16 protein-coding genes are annotated in these 16422 nt (G+C 31.2%); 10 read left to right on the top strand and 6 right to left on the bottom strand.

Annotation, left to right across the window (positions count from 1 at the left end; genetic code table 11):
• Positions 1-16: 16 nt before the first annotated feature.
• The 3 genes from KTC94_RS01820 to KTC94_RS01830 all read right to left on the bottom strand — a co-directional run bounded on the left by KTC94_RS01820 (position 17) and on the right by KTC94_RS01830 (position 3283).
• Positions 17-1132, bottom strand: coding sequence for an amidase domain-containing protein (locus KTC94_RS01820; RefSeq protein WP_216302775.1), 1116 nt, complete (start codon positions 1130-1132; stop codon positions 17-19).
• Positions 1133-1147: 15 nt separating this feature from the next.
• Positions 1148-2026 (bottom strand): M15 family metallopeptidase, encoded by an 879-nt coding sequence (locus KTC94_RS01825; protein ID WP_220319535.1) that lies wholly within the window; start codon positions 2024-2026, stop codon positions 1148-1150.
• 387 nt (positions 2027-2413) lie between these two features.
• Complete coding sequence (locus KTC94_RS01830) at positions 2414-3283, bottom strand: SDR family oxidoreductase (RefSeq protein WP_216302776.1); 870 nt, start codon at positions 3281-3283, stop codon at positions 2414-2416.
• Between the two features lie 407 nt (positions 3284-3690).
• On the opposite strand from KTC94_RS01830, the gene KTC94_RS01835 reads away from it, so the two are divergent.
• The gene (locus KTC94_RS01835; RefSeq protein ID WP_216302777.1) at positions 3691-4965 is read left to right on the top strand and encodes a DEAD/DEAH box helicase; all 1275 of its coding nucleotides are present in this window, start codon (positions 3691-3693) and stop codon (positions 4963-4965) included.
• A 318-nt stretch (positions 4966-5283) separates the two neighbouring features.
• Here the strand turns inward: KTC94_RS01835 and KTC94_RS01840 are convergent, their stop codons facing one another.
• Complete coding sequence (locus KTC94_RS01840; protein WP_165414609.1) at positions 5284-5544, bottom strand: thioredoxin family protein; 261 nt, start codon at positions 5542-5544, stop codon at positions 5284-5286.
• A 238-nt stretch (positions 5545-5782) separates the two neighbouring features.
• Between KTC94_RS01840 and KTC94_RS01845 the strand changes: the two genes are divergently transcribed.
• The 5 genes from KTC94_RS01845 to splB all read left to right on the top strand — a co-directional run bounded on the left by KTC94_RS01845 (position 5783) and on the right by splB (position 9949).
• Positions 5783-6835 (top strand): AI-2E family transporter, encoded by a 1053-nt coding sequence (locus KTC94_RS01845; protein ID WP_216302778.1) that lies wholly within the window; start codon positions 5783-5785, stop codon positions 6833-6835.
• Between the two features lie 4 nt (positions 6836-6839).
• The gene (locus KTC94_RS01850) at positions 6840-7700 is read left to right on the top strand and encodes a putative RNA methyltransferase (RefSeq protein WP_216302779.1); all 861 of its coding nucleotides are present in this window, start codon (positions 6840-6842) and stop codon (positions 7698-7700) included.
• Positions 7701-7836: 136 nt separating this feature from the next.
• A complete protein-coding gene (locus KTC94_RS01855; RefSeq protein WP_216302780.1) occupies positions 7837-8316 on the top strand; it encodes an LURP-one-related/scramblase family protein in 480 nt (159 codons plus the stop codon).
• 139 nt (positions 8317-8455) lie between these two features.
• Positions 8456-8689 carry a hypothetical protein gene (locus tag KTC94_RS01860; RefSeq protein ID WP_165414612.1) on the top strand — a complete coding sequence of 78 codons (234 nt, stop codon included), beginning with the start codon at positions 8456-8458 and terminating at the stop codon, positions 8687-8689.
• A 249-nt stretch (positions 8690-8938) separates the two neighbouring features.
• On the top strand, positions 8939-9949 hold the full coding sequence (gene splB, locus KTC94_RS01865; RefSeq protein WP_216302781.1) for a spore photoproduct lyase: 1011 nt from the start codon (positions 8939-8941) through the stop codon (positions 9947-9949).
• 222 nt (positions 9950-10171) lie between these two features.
• Here splB and KTC94_RS01870 read toward each other — a convergent pair whose 3' ends face one another.
• The gene (locus KTC94_RS01870) at positions 10172-11578 is read right to left on the bottom strand and encodes an MATE family efflux transporter (protein ID WP_253198152.1); all 1407 of its coding nucleotides are present in this window, start codon (positions 11576-11578) and stop codon (positions 10172-10174) included.
• A gap of 229 nt (positions 11579-11807) precedes the next feature.
• Entirely contained in the window at positions 11808-12476 is a 669-nt protein-coding gene (gene aat / locus KTC94_RS01875) for a leucyl/phenylalanyl-tRNA--protein transferase (RefSeq protein WP_220319536.1), read from the bottom strand.
• A gap of 220 nt (positions 12477-12696) precedes the next feature.
• Between aat and KTC94_RS01880 the strand changes: the two genes are divergently transcribed.
• The 4 genes from KTC94_RS01880 to queA all read left to right on the top strand — a co-directional run bounded on the left by KTC94_RS01880 (position 12697) and on the right by queA (position 16410).
• The gene (locus KTC94_RS01880; protein ID WP_216302783.1) at positions 12697-13473 is read left to right on the top strand and encodes a hypothetical protein; all 777 of its coding nucleotides are present in this window, start codon (positions 12697-12699) and stop codon (positions 13471-13473) included.
• A 206-nt stretch (positions 13474-13679) separates the two neighbouring features.
• Positions 13680-14279, top strand: a complete 600-nt coding sequence (gene ruvA, locus KTC94_RS01885; protein ID WP_165412779.1) for a Holliday junction branch migration protein RuvA — start codon at positions 13680-13682, stop codon at positions 14277-14279.
• A 23-nt stretch (positions 14280-14302) separates the two neighbouring features.
• Entirely contained in the window at positions 14303-15301 is a 999-nt protein-coding gene (gene ruvB, locus KTC94_RS01890; RefSeq protein ID WP_216302839.1) for a Holliday junction branch migration DNA helicase RuvB, read from the top strand.
• A gap of 83 nt (positions 15302-15384) precedes the next feature.
• The gene (queA, locus tag KTC94_RS01895; protein ID WP_216302784.1) at positions 15385-16410 is read left to right on the top strand and encodes a tRNA preQ1(34) S-adenosylmethionine ribosyltransferase-isomerase QueA; all 1026 of its coding nucleotides are present in this window, start codon (positions 15385-15387) and stop codon (positions 16408-16410) included.
• Positions 16411-16422: the final 12 nt, after the last annotated feature.

Below are 16422 nucleotides of genomic sequence, written 5' to 3' on the forward strand. Positions count from 1 at the left end.
TGTTTTAATATTTTTGTTAATAATGAACTCTAACTAACCAAAATTTAATGTTTTTATCGCTCCATCCAAGATCCCAAGGAACTTTATTTCTATCAGAATTATGACAGCTGACCAAGGAATATCCTCTTGAATCAGATCCTGTAACAACAGAAATATGAGTTATGTCATTTTTCTTTTCATAGGCAACAAAATCTCCTGGCAGTAGATTATAACTAGCTTTATATACTTTGTCATAGCTGCCATAGGAAATTATTGATGCTCTACCACTATATAGCATATAGTTTTTAAAACCATCCGCATTTAGCCAAGATCTTGTTGCTCCATTTTTGTCGTAGTTCCAAGCAGGATTTTTTCTGAATTTACTTCCTTCTAAAAGAATTTGTGATGCAAAGTTTGCACAATCACCACCTTCGGGATTATAATTTCTGTACTTTTTATTATACTTGTATTCGTATTCTGCAGTGCTTGCAGCCCCGCAATATTTATCAGCATATTCTATAGCACTTACTCTTCCTTTATCTATGGCAGATAGATCTCGTGCGCTTTGGGATAGTATAAATTTTTTTATAGAATCTGCCTTAATATTATCTAAGTTTAAAGAGTTTGCAAAAGGGTCTTTATACCATTCTTTAGAAATTACCCAAGAACCATCTTTACTCATAAGTTGTAAGTTGTGATAGGTTCCAATTCTAGACGTATTTTCTAGTCCGGGCTGATTTTCATATTCATATTTATATTCTGTGGAGCATAATAAATAAACTGAAAGATTATTATTGCTACCTTTAATATTTTTTACAATTACAGTTGGTATAATATGTGTAAACTTAACTCCTTGTTTTTCTGCCCAATTATTAATATACTCCATCTTTCTTTTTTCATATTCATATGCCCAAGTTCCATATTTTGTGTCCATATTATAAAGTGACTGTATTAATTTTAAATCACCGCTAAGTAGGGCTTTGTTTCTTTTTTGAAAAATTTGATCTATATAACTAGTAACTTCTTTTTTTGAATCATCCGTAATAGCATATGTGTAACTATTGCTATATAACTGTATTAATAAAAGAAGTATGATAAATATAAGTAATCTACTTTTAGATAATTGTAACTTTTTAATTTTACAAAAATTCATAATATTATACTCCTATTATTTTATTAATGCATTGATTCTATCAATTGCATTCTTTATAGGCACTTGTTGCCATGGTGCACCTTCATACCAAGCATTTTTTGAACCTACATTGCCTGTAAAATAGCGAGCTTTTAAAATGATTTCAGGTCTATACTCGAAATGTAAGATATCAAAGTGTGACCATTTACCACCCCAAACAAAGCCATTATTTTCAAAAACTTTTACAAGCTCGTTCGGATATGAGGATAATCTGTTTTCACCTGCTTCTTTTGATGCCCATTTCCAATAATCACTTTTATCACTAGCAAGATCAATAGCAATACCAAAAGAATGAGGACTTAATCGATTTGTACCTGCAATTACGCGATAATTAAAAGTTCCACTACAGGGAAGAAGACATCTTCTTACATTTTGGTTTCTTTCTGAAAGAGGAATTAGCTCACTCATAACAGATTGCAGTGAATCGGATGCACTACTACTATTATTGAATTGAAAATTACTATAACCTACTTTGACTTTTGTAAGTTTGGATTCTACAGCTTTTTTTGAAGTGCCATAAACTTCTGATAATAAGTCGTAGGACCGAAAGCGACCAGGATCAAAATTAGACTCCATAATGCTTTTAACAGCAGAAAGGGGATAAATTTGATCTAACGTGTCTTGAAGATCTGGGTTTGATAGTTTTTCTTGTGAATTTTTCTCTTTCTTGTCATCATAGCATAATTTTTTTCCAGACTTCATTATTAAATATACGTGTCCATTATTTTCTTCAATATTTGTAATATATTCAGAATAAGCTATCATTAGGCAGAGTAGGTCTTGCTTCATTATTATGTTATACTTATTAGCGTTTTGATCTGTAAAAGTAAAATTTGTAGCCGAGGCTATTGTCATATTGCAAATATTAAGAAGTAAACTAACAAAAAGCGTGAAAGTAAAAATTTTGATTTTGATAATATCTTCCTCCTTAAAAAATAAATTATTTTAAGAAATTTTTAAAAAATATACAAGGATCAAATTACTTATTAATAATACTATTGGTATATATATTTGCCAATGTACTATTATTATATGTGTGGATATATTAACAAATTAAGTGAAGCTATTTCCAATAGAAATAAAATAATTATAAATTTTTAAAAAATTGCAAAAGGAGAGAGGTAGAAATAAAGGTACCACAAAGCGAACAAAATAGGCCTCAAAAAATTGACGCCTATTTTGTATTTTCCTATTTAGTTATGATAAGAAACATGCCACTTGTAAGCTGGATGATACCAGGTATTAACCATTTATAATATTGCCGCCATTTACATGAATAGTTTCACCGCTTATAAATGAAGAACCTTCGGAAGCTAAAAACACATAAGTTTCAGCGAGTTCTACAGGTTGACCTGGCCTTCCCATAGGAGTGTTGCTCCCAAATTTACCAACCTCATTTGCGCTAAAGGAAGACGGTATAAGAGGTGTCCATATGGGGCCTGGAGCCACTGAGTTAACTCGTATTTTTCTACTTGCTAATGAAAGAGCTAAAGAACGGGTGAAGGTAACTATTGCTCCCTTAGTTGAGGAGTAATCAATTAATGTTTCGTGGCCTTTGTAGGCTGTAACCGATGAAGTATTTATAATAGTAGCACCCTCTATTAAATGGGGTAATGCAGCTTTAACCATATAAAACATGGCAAAAATATTTGTTTTAAAAGTTTTCTCTAGTTGCTGCTTTGTAATATCTTCAATACTATTTTGGGGATGTTGCTCACCGGCATTGTTCACAAGAATATCTAATTTACTAAATTCTTTTATTATTTTATTTACAGAATCATTGCAAAAGGTATCGTCTCCTATATCTCCGGCAATTAAAATACACTTTCTACCCTTTGCCTCAATAAGTTTTTTTGTCTCTTCTGCATCTTCATGCTCATCAAGATATACTATGGCTATGTCAGCTCCTTCTCTGGCGTATGCAAGAGCAATTGCTTTTCCAATGCCACTATCGCCACCTGTAATTAAGGCAACTTTATTCATTAATTTTCCAGAACCTATGCAATTTAAATTTTCAAAAATAGGTCTTGGATTCATAAGCGTTTCTAATCCTGGTTGTTTATCTTGTTTTTGCTCAGGTACGTTCATAGGGTAATTAAAGTTTTCATTCATATAAATGTCTCCTTTTGTAAAAAAAATATTTTGTAGATATAGTTTGTGGTAAATTAACATTTATATTCAACATTATTTATGGAAAATAGAAGAATAGCAACAAGAGTCGAAATATGTTATAATAAAAAAATATGAGTGCAACGAATAGTTGAATTAAAACAGTTATAAGATTGAAGTTGATATAAAAGAAACATATTTATTTATACATCATAGACCTACAAAGTCGGAGCTAAATGAAGAAAAATCAGCCTAAATATGCTCATATCACTAATAAAAGGGTGGTTTCTTAGATGCAATATAATCATGTAAGAAAGTTGTTGTTTCCAATTTTCGGGAAAATTCATAACAGGATATCAGTGATTTGTGACATTTAAAGTCAAAGACAGCCACTTCCAAAGGAGAAAAAAATGTTATTCGAAGACTTAAATCTTATTACACCAATAAACAAGGCTTTAAAAACTGAAGGTTATGTGCAACCTACGCCTATACAAGAAGCTGCAATTCCTACTATATTGGAAGGAAAAGACTTTCTAGGCTGTGCTCAGACAGGCACTGGAAAGACAGCGGCTTTTGCTATTCCTATACTGCAAATTCTTTGTGGGAGGCAAAAAGTTATAAAGGGACCTAAAAATATAAAGGCCTTAATACTCGCACCTACTAGGGAACTAGCAATTCAAATTGGAGAAAGTTTTACAGCCTATAGTAAACACATGAATCTTACTAGTGCAGTTATTTTCGGAGGCGTATCACAAAAAAAACAAACTGATGCTTTAAAAGATGGAGTAGATATTTTAATTGCCACTACTGGTAGATTACTCGATTTAATGCAACAGAAATACATTAACATACACCATGTGGAAATGTTTGTACTTGACGAGGCAGACCGTATGCTTGATATGGGATTTTTGCGTGACGTAAAAAAAATTATAGCGCAACTACCTAAAATTAGACAAACTATGTTATTTTCAGCGACTATGCCACCAGAAATCTCAAAGCTAGTTGATTCTATTCTTGTGGATCCAGTAAAAGTAGCAGTGACACCTGTTTCATCTACCATTGAGCTTATTGAACAATCAGTATATTTTGTGGATAAAAAAGATAAGAAACCGCTACTTATTCATTTGCTAAAAGATAAGTCCATAGTTTCTGCCTTAGTATTTTCAAGAACAAAGCATGGTGCAAATAAAATCACGAAGGACCTTAACAATGTAGGAATAGAAGCACAAGCTATTCATGGTAATAAATCTCAAAGTGCTAGGCAACTTGCTTTAAATAATTTTAAGTCGGGTATAACAAGAGTATTAGTCGCAACAGATATAGCAGCGAGAGGTATTGATGTTGATGAATTATCTCATGTAATCAATTTTGATTTGCCAAATATACCAGAGACTTATGTTCATAGAATAGGAAGGACTGGTAGGGCAGGACTTGGTGGAGTTGCACTTTCGTTTTGCGATGAAGAAGAAAAACCTTTTCTTAAGGATATTCAAAAGGTTATATCAAAATCAATACCAGTAATTGAAGATCATCCTTATCCTGCAAGTAATGAACCTGTAATAGCAAGTAATGATAAGGCAAATAAACCTTCAACAAGAAAGCCTCAACAATCAGGCAATGCTAGAAGAAATGGAAGAAATCAGGGCGGGAGTCAGCAGCCTAAAAATTTTAGATCAACAAGATAAAAAACATAAAGCCAATGATTATATAAAATAATCATTGGCTTTACTAATCCATATAAAATATGGATTTATAACTCCGTATTTTAATTTTCATACGGAATTACTTAGTAGTCCCCATTTTTAGCCCCAGCAATATTGCCTACGCTTAAAATTACAAGTGGTTTACTTATTAACATAACTAACATCTCCCTTTTATAAGTTTAATGTTTGTTTGTCGACTACAATAATAGTATATCCCGCGATTAAAAAGATATACATGAAATTAAAAAAATGTAAGAAGATAATTTAAAATTATCTTCTTACATTTTTAGTTTATTAAAATTATTTTAAGGCCTTTTCAAATATACCATTAATAATATTTTTAGAGGCAACGCCTTCATGAACTTTAACTCCGTCAACATAGTACGTAGGGACATAATAGTATGTATATTGTTTTGCTATATCCGGTTGAAGCTCTTCATCAATTATTTTAATATCAATACCAGCGTATTCTGGATTTTGTTTTTTTATAGCGTCCATCCAAGTAAGTGCTTTTTTACAATATGGACACCATTCAGTTACAAACATAATTACAGGTTTCATTTATTATCATCACCAAACTTTCTTATTAGTATATATATTATACACCATTTTTCTTATTCTTCGTGTATTATAAAATTTTAAATTTAGTACATAGTAATTAATAGAAATAAGTTAAACAATTTGATATAATGAAATAGCCGAAAAATAATTTATTATAGCGAAAAAATTAAAATAATGTTTAAATAAATCTCAATAAATTTTAACAAAAAACAATAAAAAAGATGAAGGAGCGCCTTAAATGCAAACAATAACACAGTTATTTAATAGAAAAACCGTAGAGAAAATGCTATTGCTTTTAGCAATAATATTATTTGCATATTTAATAAGATCCATTTTTAATTTGATTCTATTAACATTTATGATTACTTATTTAGTGAATAGTCTACAAAGTTTATTAGTTAAGCAAATTAACAGAGTAGTAAAAGTAAATCCAACTATTATTACTATAATTATATATATGTTTATGACAGTAACAATAGTCCTTCTAGCAGTAAAATATATACCAATTGCTATTTCTGAAAGTATATCTATTTTAGGCAAGATGGAATATATTAATTTTTCTGAAAATACAAAAGGATTTACGAAGTATTTAGCACCGATGTTTAATCAAATTAATATTGCAAATTATGCTAAATCGGGTATTCAAAGTATTATGATTTTTGTAACTAATTTTGGAAAATGGAGTTTTAATTTTTTTATGGCACTTTTACTAAGCTTAGTATTTATATTAGAGAAGGACAGCGTGTTAAAATTTGTACATAAGTTTAAATATAGTAAAGTATCTGTGGCATATAATTATTTGAGCTATTTTGGTAATAATTTTTTAAATTCCTTTGGTAAAGTAATACAGGCTCAAATAATGATAGCCATTGCAAATACAGTATTATCAGTGATAGGATTAACTATAATGGGATTTCCGAAATTATTCGCTCTTGCATTTATGATATTTATTTTAAGTCTTATACCAGTGGCGGGGTTATTTATTTCGCTAATTCCCCTATGTTTAATTGCTTTTAAAATGGGCGGGTTAGTTAAAGTAATATTTGTGCTTATTATGATTTTTATAATTCATGCTATTGAAAGTTATATTTTAAACCCAAAGTTTATGTCTGATACCACCAATCTTCCAATATTTTTTACTTTTGTAACATTAATAGTGTCAGAGCATTTTATGGGAATTTGGGGTCTGCTCCTTGGAATCCCAATATTTATGTTTATATTAGATTCAATTGGAGTAGAGTTTAGCGAAAAAACCATTCTAAAATTAAAGAAAATTAAAGAAAGGCAGTGATTTTGTGACAATAGAAAATAAAGAATCTATATTAAAATGTCCCGTATGCAACTTAAGTTTAAAAAAGTATGAAAAACAATATGTATGTTTAAATAATCATAGTTATGATATAGCAAGTAAAGGACATATTAATCTTTTGCTTGCTAATCAAAAGAAAACAAAAGACCCTGGTGACTGCAAAGAAATGATGGAAGGGCGTAGAGACTTTTTAAATAAAGGGTATTATCACACTTTTTCTGATAAACTAAATGATGTAATAATATCAAATATAAATGGAAATAATATAAATATACTTGATGCTGGGTGTGGAGAAGGATATTTTTTATGCAGATTAAAGGAAGCCATACATAGAAAAGAAGCTAGCTACACCCGAAATAAAGAAATTGATTTTTTTGGCGTAGATATTTCGAAAGCTGCAGTTACTTATGCAACTAAGAGAGATAAAAAAATAAAATTTATAGTAGGTAGTAATTTTAACCTACCCATAATGCCAGGCACTATAGATATCATTATAAGAAATTTTGCACCCTCAGATGAGACTGAGCTTAATAGGGTTCTAAAGGATAACGGTAAGCTAGTTGTTATAACTCCTGGAGTTCAACATTTATATGGTTTAAAAGAAATATTATATGTAAATGCTAGAAAACATGAGGAAAAAGTAACAACATTTGATGGATTTAAGTTAACTCAGAGCGTGGAAGTTAAGTACAGCATCGATGTCGGAAATGCTGAAGATATAAAGAGTCTTATTGCAATGACTCCTTACTATTGGACTATTGATAATGCAATGAGAGAAAAAGCTAATGATACCTCAAAGCTATCAACTTTGCTCCATTTTAATATAAGTATATATGAAAAAAATTAACCGTATCCTCCATTTGAACTTCTTAGTTTTATTGATAATGCATGTAGGTTTTGGTAAAATCAAATTAGAACTAATGGAACTATATTTATAATGTATAATAAAATATATAAGAATAAATGTTATTGGGGGAGTTTGTGTGAAGTTTTATATCCGAGAAAAGATATTCTCAATAGGTGACAGTTTTAGTATTAAAGATGTTTCAGGTAATGATGTATTCAATGTAGAAGGAAAGATTTTCTCATTTGGAAATAAACTTAGAATTTATGATATGAATAATAATGAAATTATATACATTGAGCAGAAGTTATTTAAGTTACTGCCGGAATATAATATATATTTAAGCGGAAACTATGCTGCCAAAGTGAAAAAAGAATTCACTTTATTTAGTAATAAATTCCATATAGAAAGCGATATGGGTAATTACGAGATTGAAGGAGACTTCTTTGCTCATGATTTTTCAATAGTGAAAAATGGTAGTATAGTTGCGCAAATAAACAAAAAATGGCTTTCGTGGGGAGATACTTATGAAATTGCCATCAATGAAGAAGAAAATTATGCGTTTACCTTAGCAATGGTAATTGTAATTGATCAAGTATTGCATGATAATAAAAAATAAAATAATGGGTAAATATCATAAATATTCGATTTCTAGAAGACTTTAAAAAAAAAACTTATTAATTTAATTAGAAATGATTTATTGATGTTATTTAAGATGATATAATGTATTTGATAAATAAGAAATTTGAGGTGCATCCATGACTAATGATGAAATGTATAAACGTATAATAGCTATGACTAGTGTTAAAACTGCAAAAAGCTTTATTAAGACTTGTGATATAAGTAAAGGGGACCTAGGCAAGCTTTGCAAGAAATTTAACATATTTGTAGAAGGTAAAGCTACTAAGGAAGAAATGATTGATAGATTTATAGGAGAAACCCTTGGGAAAAAATTAAAAAATAAGGTGATCAATAAATACAACACTAGATAAAAAATATTAAGTTTGTAAAATCACTGAAACATAGGGAGAACGGTATATATTTATTATACCGTTCTCCCTATATTTTGGTTACTATGGTAAATATAAAACCGCGGTTTTATTATGGAATCAGTAGGTGCAATAATTATTGTGTGCTTTTAAGTGATAATAAGTAAGAAATAAGAAATAAGGAAGACTATAAAGGAGCTGAGATGTATAAATAACTTTGTTTAATAAAATAATACTTATGAGGTGAGGATAATGGAGTTATTTATACCAGACATTGCATATATAGATCCTAAAGTTCTGAAATATGATGCAGCAAAAAAAGTTATAGAGCACTTAGAAAGCTTAAAGGTACCCATAGTTAATTCTAAAAGAGTAATAATAGATTGTGGATCACCTGAAAAAAATTATGCAATGTCTAAAAAGGTTGTTCTTTTTACGATAAACGGTCAAAAAAAATTATCGAGTTGCAAACCATCTGCTGATTATCAATTTTCACTATCAAGTTCATGCCCTGCAAATTGTGAATATTGCTATCTTCAGACTACTCAAGGTGAAAAACCTTTCATGAAGATTTTTATGAATATTGAAGAAATTTTAGAGAATATACAAACTTATATAGAGGATAACAAGCCGAATATTACGACCTTTGAATGTGCAAGTATAACAGATCCCATTGCGCTTGAACACTTAAGTGGGAACTTAAAAAGATGCATAGAGTTCTTTGGAGAAAGTTCCAATGGTAGATTGAGGCTTGTAACGAAATTTAATGATGTTGATCCATTTTTAAAGCTAAAACATAACAAGCACACAAAATTCAGATTTACTTTAAATTCGCGTTATGTAATAGATAATTTCGAACACAATACTTCTAGTTTTAAGGAGAGAATAGACGCAGTTAAAAAAATTGCTGCTGCTGGATATCCAATAGGATTCATAATTGCACCTATCATGATATATGATAATTGGCGTGAGGAATATAAGGAGTTATTTGAAACACTAAAAATAGCACTAGGTGATTATACTGGGGAAGTAAGCTTTGAACTTATTCAACATAGATTTACTAAAGCGGCAAAGGAGTTGATAGTTCAACGATTTAAAAATACTAAGCTTGATCTGAATGAAGAAAAAAGGCAATTGAAATGGGGGCCGTATGGAAAATTCAAATATGTCTATAAAAAACCAGACAGCGAGGATATTAAAAATTATATCTCAGAACTTATAAATAATAATTTTAAGCAGGCAATAATTGAATATTTTACTTAGTATTCTTTACCAAAGATAAGATGGTAGCATACTATTAAGAGTAGTGTTGATTTCTAACATAATAAAAGACTGCACTATTATATTATGAACGGCACCCTGCACAACGTGCAGGGTGCCGTTCACTTTTTTTAGATTCTGACTCTATAGTGTATATTGTATAATATTCGATAGCTTTTGTTTTTGTAATAAAATAAAAGCTATCGAATGGAGCGTGATAGTATGTCAAATTGGCGGATGCATAGAAATATCATCTTTGAGATAATTCTTTATAAGGAATAAGCTCAACAATAAGGTAATCACTTCTGCACACGGAATAGTTAACCAAACTCCTGTCATTTGCAGAAAATGCGGAAGAATGAAAATCAAAGGGATAACAGTAATAAAACCTCTTGCAAGAGAAACGGTAAATGCTTTTGCAGGTTGATTAATAGAAGCAAAAAATGAAGACGTTAGAATATTAAAACCCATGAAGAAGAAGGAAATAAAATACAGCCTTATACCTTGTGTCGCCATATCAGCAAGCGCAGCATTATACTCCTTGTTAAACAGTTGGATAATAACATTCGGGTAAACCGCCCCTGCAATATAGAAAGCGAAGCCAATACAAAATGCAAGTATCACAGCGTATCTGAATACTTTCTTTATATTGTCTTTATTTCCTGTACCGAAATTTATACTCAAAATGGGTTGTATACCCTGTGCAATACCAGTAAAAACAGCGACAACAATTAAAGCAAGGTTAGCGATAATTCCATATGCTGCAACGCCGATGTTTCCGATGAGATTTAAAATTTCAATATTGAATAAAAGTATAATGAGTCCTGAAGATACCTCGGTGAACAAAGACGGTAATCCGAGCGAAAATATTTTTTTTACATACTTCTTTTGTAAGGATGTTTTTACTAATTTAAAACGGTTTTTCTTCTGTATAAGATGGATAGACAGTATGCCAATACTTATGATAGGGGCAAGACCTGTCGCAAATGCGGCGCCGAACATACCAAGATTCATGTGAAATATAAAAATATAATCAAGAATGACATTGCCAAAGCTTCCTGCAAGCATGGCAATCATCGAGAGCTTCGGATTGTTATCATTCCGTACAAAACAAACAATCACAGTGTTTACCATAAAAGCACAGGAAAATAGCAGTATTGTTCTTAGGTATGAACTTGCCATTGGCATTACCTCTGCATCAGCACCTAGCAGTCTCGCAATATCACCAGAGAAGAATGCTCCGACTGCCGTAAATAGGAACCCAAAGGCAAGAGCCATATAGATGGTTTGCGTAAAGGTCTTGCTTGCATTTTTGAAATTTCCCTCTCCGCAGAGGATGGAATACCTTATGGCACCTCCCATGCCGAGCATTAAACCGATACCATTCACAAGACTATAAATAGGCAATACTAAATTCAATGCAGTTAAACCGTTATTACCCATATTTCTTGATACAAATATCGTATCTGCCAATATGTAGAAAGACAACCCTATCATGCTGATTACATTTAACAACACATATTTAAAAAATAATTTATTAATGCTTGTATTAGTTTTTGTTTTCATACTTTTACATATCCCCTTTTTATTAATTATTTTATGTTTAATGCTTGTATTAATTTTAGTTTTCATACTATAATCCTCCTAACAAAAAAAAGCATTAGGCGATTCATACCCTAAGACCTAACGGCATGAATTCCTAACGCTTATGATTTCAGTACATTTATCCGGTGACAAAAGTACCTAAGCAATATTTATTTAATCATATTATAATACTTGGAGTTTGTCAATGCGTTTCCATGCTTCAGTGTTTCTGTTTGTAAGAAGTTTTAGAGCTTGAATAATTAAGGAATTGTGCAACTTAAAAGCACAATTTTAAAGGGTTTATTGAAATTTCTTTTTTCATAAGTTCCAAGAATTTTTCTCTTGGAATATAAACTGCTCCTAAACTTTCCAAATGAGTTGTATGAACCTGACAGTCAATCATAGAAAATCCTTTTTCTTCCAATGATTTGCCTAGAGTAGTAAAGGCTACCTTAGAGGCATTATCCATAGTTGAAAACATTGATTCACCAAAAAAACATTTTCCTATACTTATGCCGTATAATCCACCAACTAACTTATCTTTGTACCAGGTTTCCACTGAATGGGCATAGCCGAGTTCGTGAAGCTTGCAGTAAGCTTCAATCATTTCATTTGTAATCCATGTACCTGTTTCTTTTCTTGTATTAGAACAATTACATATAACATCTCTGAAACAAGTATCAAAGGAAACCCTATATGTACTCTTTTTAAGTAGTTTTTTCATAGAATGTGAAATTCTAATATCTTTTGGATAAACAATAAATCTTGGATCAGGTGACCACCAAAGTATAGGCTCGTCTTCTGAAAACCATGGAAATATTCCATTAGAATACGCAAGTAGTAATCTCTCGGGAGATAGGTCGCCTTCAATGGCTAAAAGTCCATCCGCGTCGCTTAGAGATGGATCTGGGAATACTAAATCATTTGATAATCTATAAATCGTCATAATAAACTCCTTTCAAGGTATATATTAATATTGCAGCTCCGAAGGAGATGATTTAATTACATAAACTAAGGGTCCGTAAAATTTATTATATACTATCTGTCTCATTGATACATACATTTCACCTTTATGATTATAGGAAATTGATATTTAAGTTATATTTTTCAATTTATTGAATGAATACCCCCTTATATGGACATAATTTCAAATAAGGAGTGGTAATATGAAAAACAGAAAAATTTTATATTCAATATTTACAATAATTTTAATAACTTTCGTTGGTGCTAACTATTCTCTTAATCACTATATGAATAAAAATGATTTAAAGCTTGAAGCTTGTGGCAAATTGCCATATTTAAAATTCACTGCGAAAAGTATTAATGATAATGACAAAAATAATTTAATGCAAACGTCCGTGAATACTAAATTGGTTAGGGTATCTCAGGATACAAAATTTATGTTTAAGATTAGATATAAAGACAATGAAGTTAGAAATATGGTGCTCGAAAAACAATTTAATGGTTCGGATGTGCTAAACAAAAAAACACAGTTAGAACTTAATGAATTTTTTAAAAACCAAGGTTACACAGTTTTTAGTATGAGTAATGATGAAATAGTTTTTGTTAATAATAGTAATAGGTACAGTTACAATGCTAACAGGTATTTTTTGGGAGTATATGAGGACCTTGTAACAATTTATAAAACAGATGAAAATGGAGACATAACAGCTCATAAACTATTTAATTCAAATGTTTATATAGCAAATGGTAAACAGCAGAAATATGACTTTGAAGCTCGAGACAAAGGGGAATTACAATATGTCAAGATAGGTGATTTGAAAGAGAAAGATGGCTTGGTGGATGACCTAATTCGCGGTAGAAAATATAGTAAAGACAGTGATGGTAGTAAGGATGCGGAAGAAAGCGCCGAATATGAAAAAGGAGAATTTAAAACACCCGAAAAGGCTTTTGATTATGCTAGGGGTTTATTAAAGTCTTAACATCCTAATGTGAAATAAAAAAATATGTACTAAAACCTTAAGAAAAATGTATTTCTTAAGGTTTTTTGACTTATTATTTATTTTCATGCATCTTAATTATTGAATTAATACCGTTTAGGTGGTAAAGTGTTATGTAGCCTTTATAAAAATGTGATGATAGCAATTAATAATTTATATTCACGAAGAAAGCATCAAGGAGGAAATATATGTACGAATATATAAATGGAATTTTTGTAGGCATTAATAAGGACTATATTGTAGTAGATAATAACGGCATGGGTTACAAAATATATACCTCTGGAAGTACTATGGCAAAGATGCCCAAAACTAACGAGCATGTATTATTATATATAAAACAAATTGTTAGAGAAGATTTTATTGGACTATACGGATTTCTAACAAAAGAAGAGATAGAGATGTTTAGCCTTGTAATTAGTATAAATGGAGTTGGGTCAAAAGCTGGCTTATCATTACTTTCTATTTGCAGTGTTACAAATTTAAAATATGCGATTGTGTCGGGAGATGAAAAAACTTTAATACGGGCACCTGGAATAGGCAAGAAAATTGCTCAAAGAATAATTCTAGAGCTCAGAGAAAAAATTCATATTGAACAGTCAGCAGCTAACACTTTATCACAAATTTCAGGTAGTAATTTAGAAGATGATAGAAAACTTATAGAGGTTTTAGGAGCGCTTATTTCCCTTGGATATTCTGAAAAGGAAGCAGAAAAAGCATTAAAAGCTATAAGTAAAGAACAATCACTTGAAAATATGATTAAAGATTGTTTGAAATATTTGATGAACTAAGGTGGGAGTACACTATGGATGATATTGAGGAAAGAATTATTACTTCATCGGTCATTGAAGAAGATATGGAAGCAGAGTATTCGCTAAGACCCCAAAAACTTAGAGAGTATATTGGTCAACCAAAGATTAAAGAAAAATTAAATATATTCATTAAAGCAGCTCAAAATAGGGAAGAAGCTCTTGATCATGTGCTTTTATATGGTCCTCCTGGGCTTGGTAAGACAACACTTGCCAACATTATTGCAAAGGAAATGAAGGGTAACTTAAAAGTAACCTCCGGGCCCGCGATTGAAAGAGCAGGGGATTTGGCAGCTATTTTAACTAGTTTGAGCGATTATGATGTTATTTTTATTGATGAAATACATAGACTTAATAGAGCTGTAGAAGAAATATTATATCCTGCTATGGAGGATTATGTTTTAGATATTGTAATTGGAAAAGGAGCTTCAGCAAAATCTATAAGACTAGATTTGCCTAAGTTCACACTTATTGGTGCAACTACCAGGATTGGACTATTAACAGCACCTCTTCGTGATAGATTTGGTGTGCTAAGCGCCATGGAATATTATACGCAAGGTGAGTTAAAAGAGATAGTAATTCGTTCTGCATCTATTTTAAAAGTAGATATTACGGAAGATGCTGCAATTGAAGTTGCAAGACGTTCAAGAGGCACTCCGAGAATTGCTAATCGTTTGCTTAAGAGGGTTCGCGATTATTGTGATGTTAAGGGGAATGGAATTATTGATTTGAATTTAGCAAAGTCTGCTTGTGAACTTCTTGAAATAGACGACGAAGGATTTGATAGAATAGATAATAAAATGCTTGAAGCTATTATAGATAATTTTAATGGGGGACCAGTAGGCATAGAGACCTTATCTTATTTTATAGGAGAAGAATTAGGAACTTTAGAAGATGTCTATGAACCTTATTTAATTCAAAAAGGATTCATAATAAGAACCCCAAGGGGGAGGATGGCTTCTAATAAGGCTTATCAACATTTGAATAGGCCTTTTAAAAAATAGAATAAGCATAAAAATCTAAAACAATTCACAGTATTTAATGATGAAGTTTGAATGATTTTTGCTAAAGAAAGGATGTAGTTTTTTTGAAAGTAAAGGATTTTTATTTTGACTTACCAAAGGAGCTTATTGCTCAACATCCAGTTGAAAAAAGGGATGAGTCAAGGCTTATGGTAGTTAATAAAACAAATAAGGAAATACAGCACAAACAGTTTAAAAATATAATAGAGTATTTAAACCCAGGAGATTGCTTAGTGCTAAATGACACCAGAGTTTTACCAGCAAGGCTTTTAGGAATGAAAGAGGAAACAGGAGGTAAAATGGAATTCCTGCTCCTAAAGAGAATAGATGTTAATCACTGGGAAACCTTAGTTAAACCGGGTAAAAAAGCAAAGATTGGAGCTAGGTTTGTTTTTGGAAATGGAGAACTAAAGGCAACAGTCATGAGTGTTTCTGAGGGTGGAAGTAGAATAGTGGAATTTGAATTCGAAGGAATTTTTGAAGAGGTTTTAGATAAACTCGGAGAGATGCCGCTACCACCATACATAACTGAAAGATTAGAAGATAAAGAAAGATATCAGACTGTATTTTCAAGAGCTGCAGGATCTGCAGCAGCCCCTACTGCAGGACTCCATTTTACAGATGAGTTGCTAAGTCAAATTAAAGCTAAGGGTGTTAAAATTGTATTTGTAACACTTCATATAGGTCTGGGTACTTTTAGACCTGTAAAAGCCGCAACAGTGGAAGAACATGAAATGCATTCAGAGTACTATATGCTTAGTAGTGAAGCAGCAGCGATAATTAATGAAGTAAAAGAGACGGGTGGCAGAGTAATTGCAGTAGGTACTACATCTAATAGAACACTCGAAAGTATAGCAGATGATAATGGCAGAGTAGAGGAAAAATCCGGATGGACAGATATATTTATTTATCCAGGATATAAATTCAAAATTGTTGATGCAATAATAACAAATTTTCATTTGCCAGAATCCACGTTAATAATGTTAGTTAGCGCTTTTGCGGGCCAAGATTTAATTATGGGTGCATATGATATGGCAGTAAAAGAAAGATATAGATTCTTTAGTTTTGGAGATGCAATGTTTTTATATTAATTATTGTATAGA

The sequence above is a fragment of the Clostridium sp. CM028 genome, assembly GCF_030585565.1.
Lineage (GTDB): Bacteria > Bacillota > Clostridia > Clostridiales > Clostridiaceae > Clostridium_AD > Clostridium_AD estertheticum_B.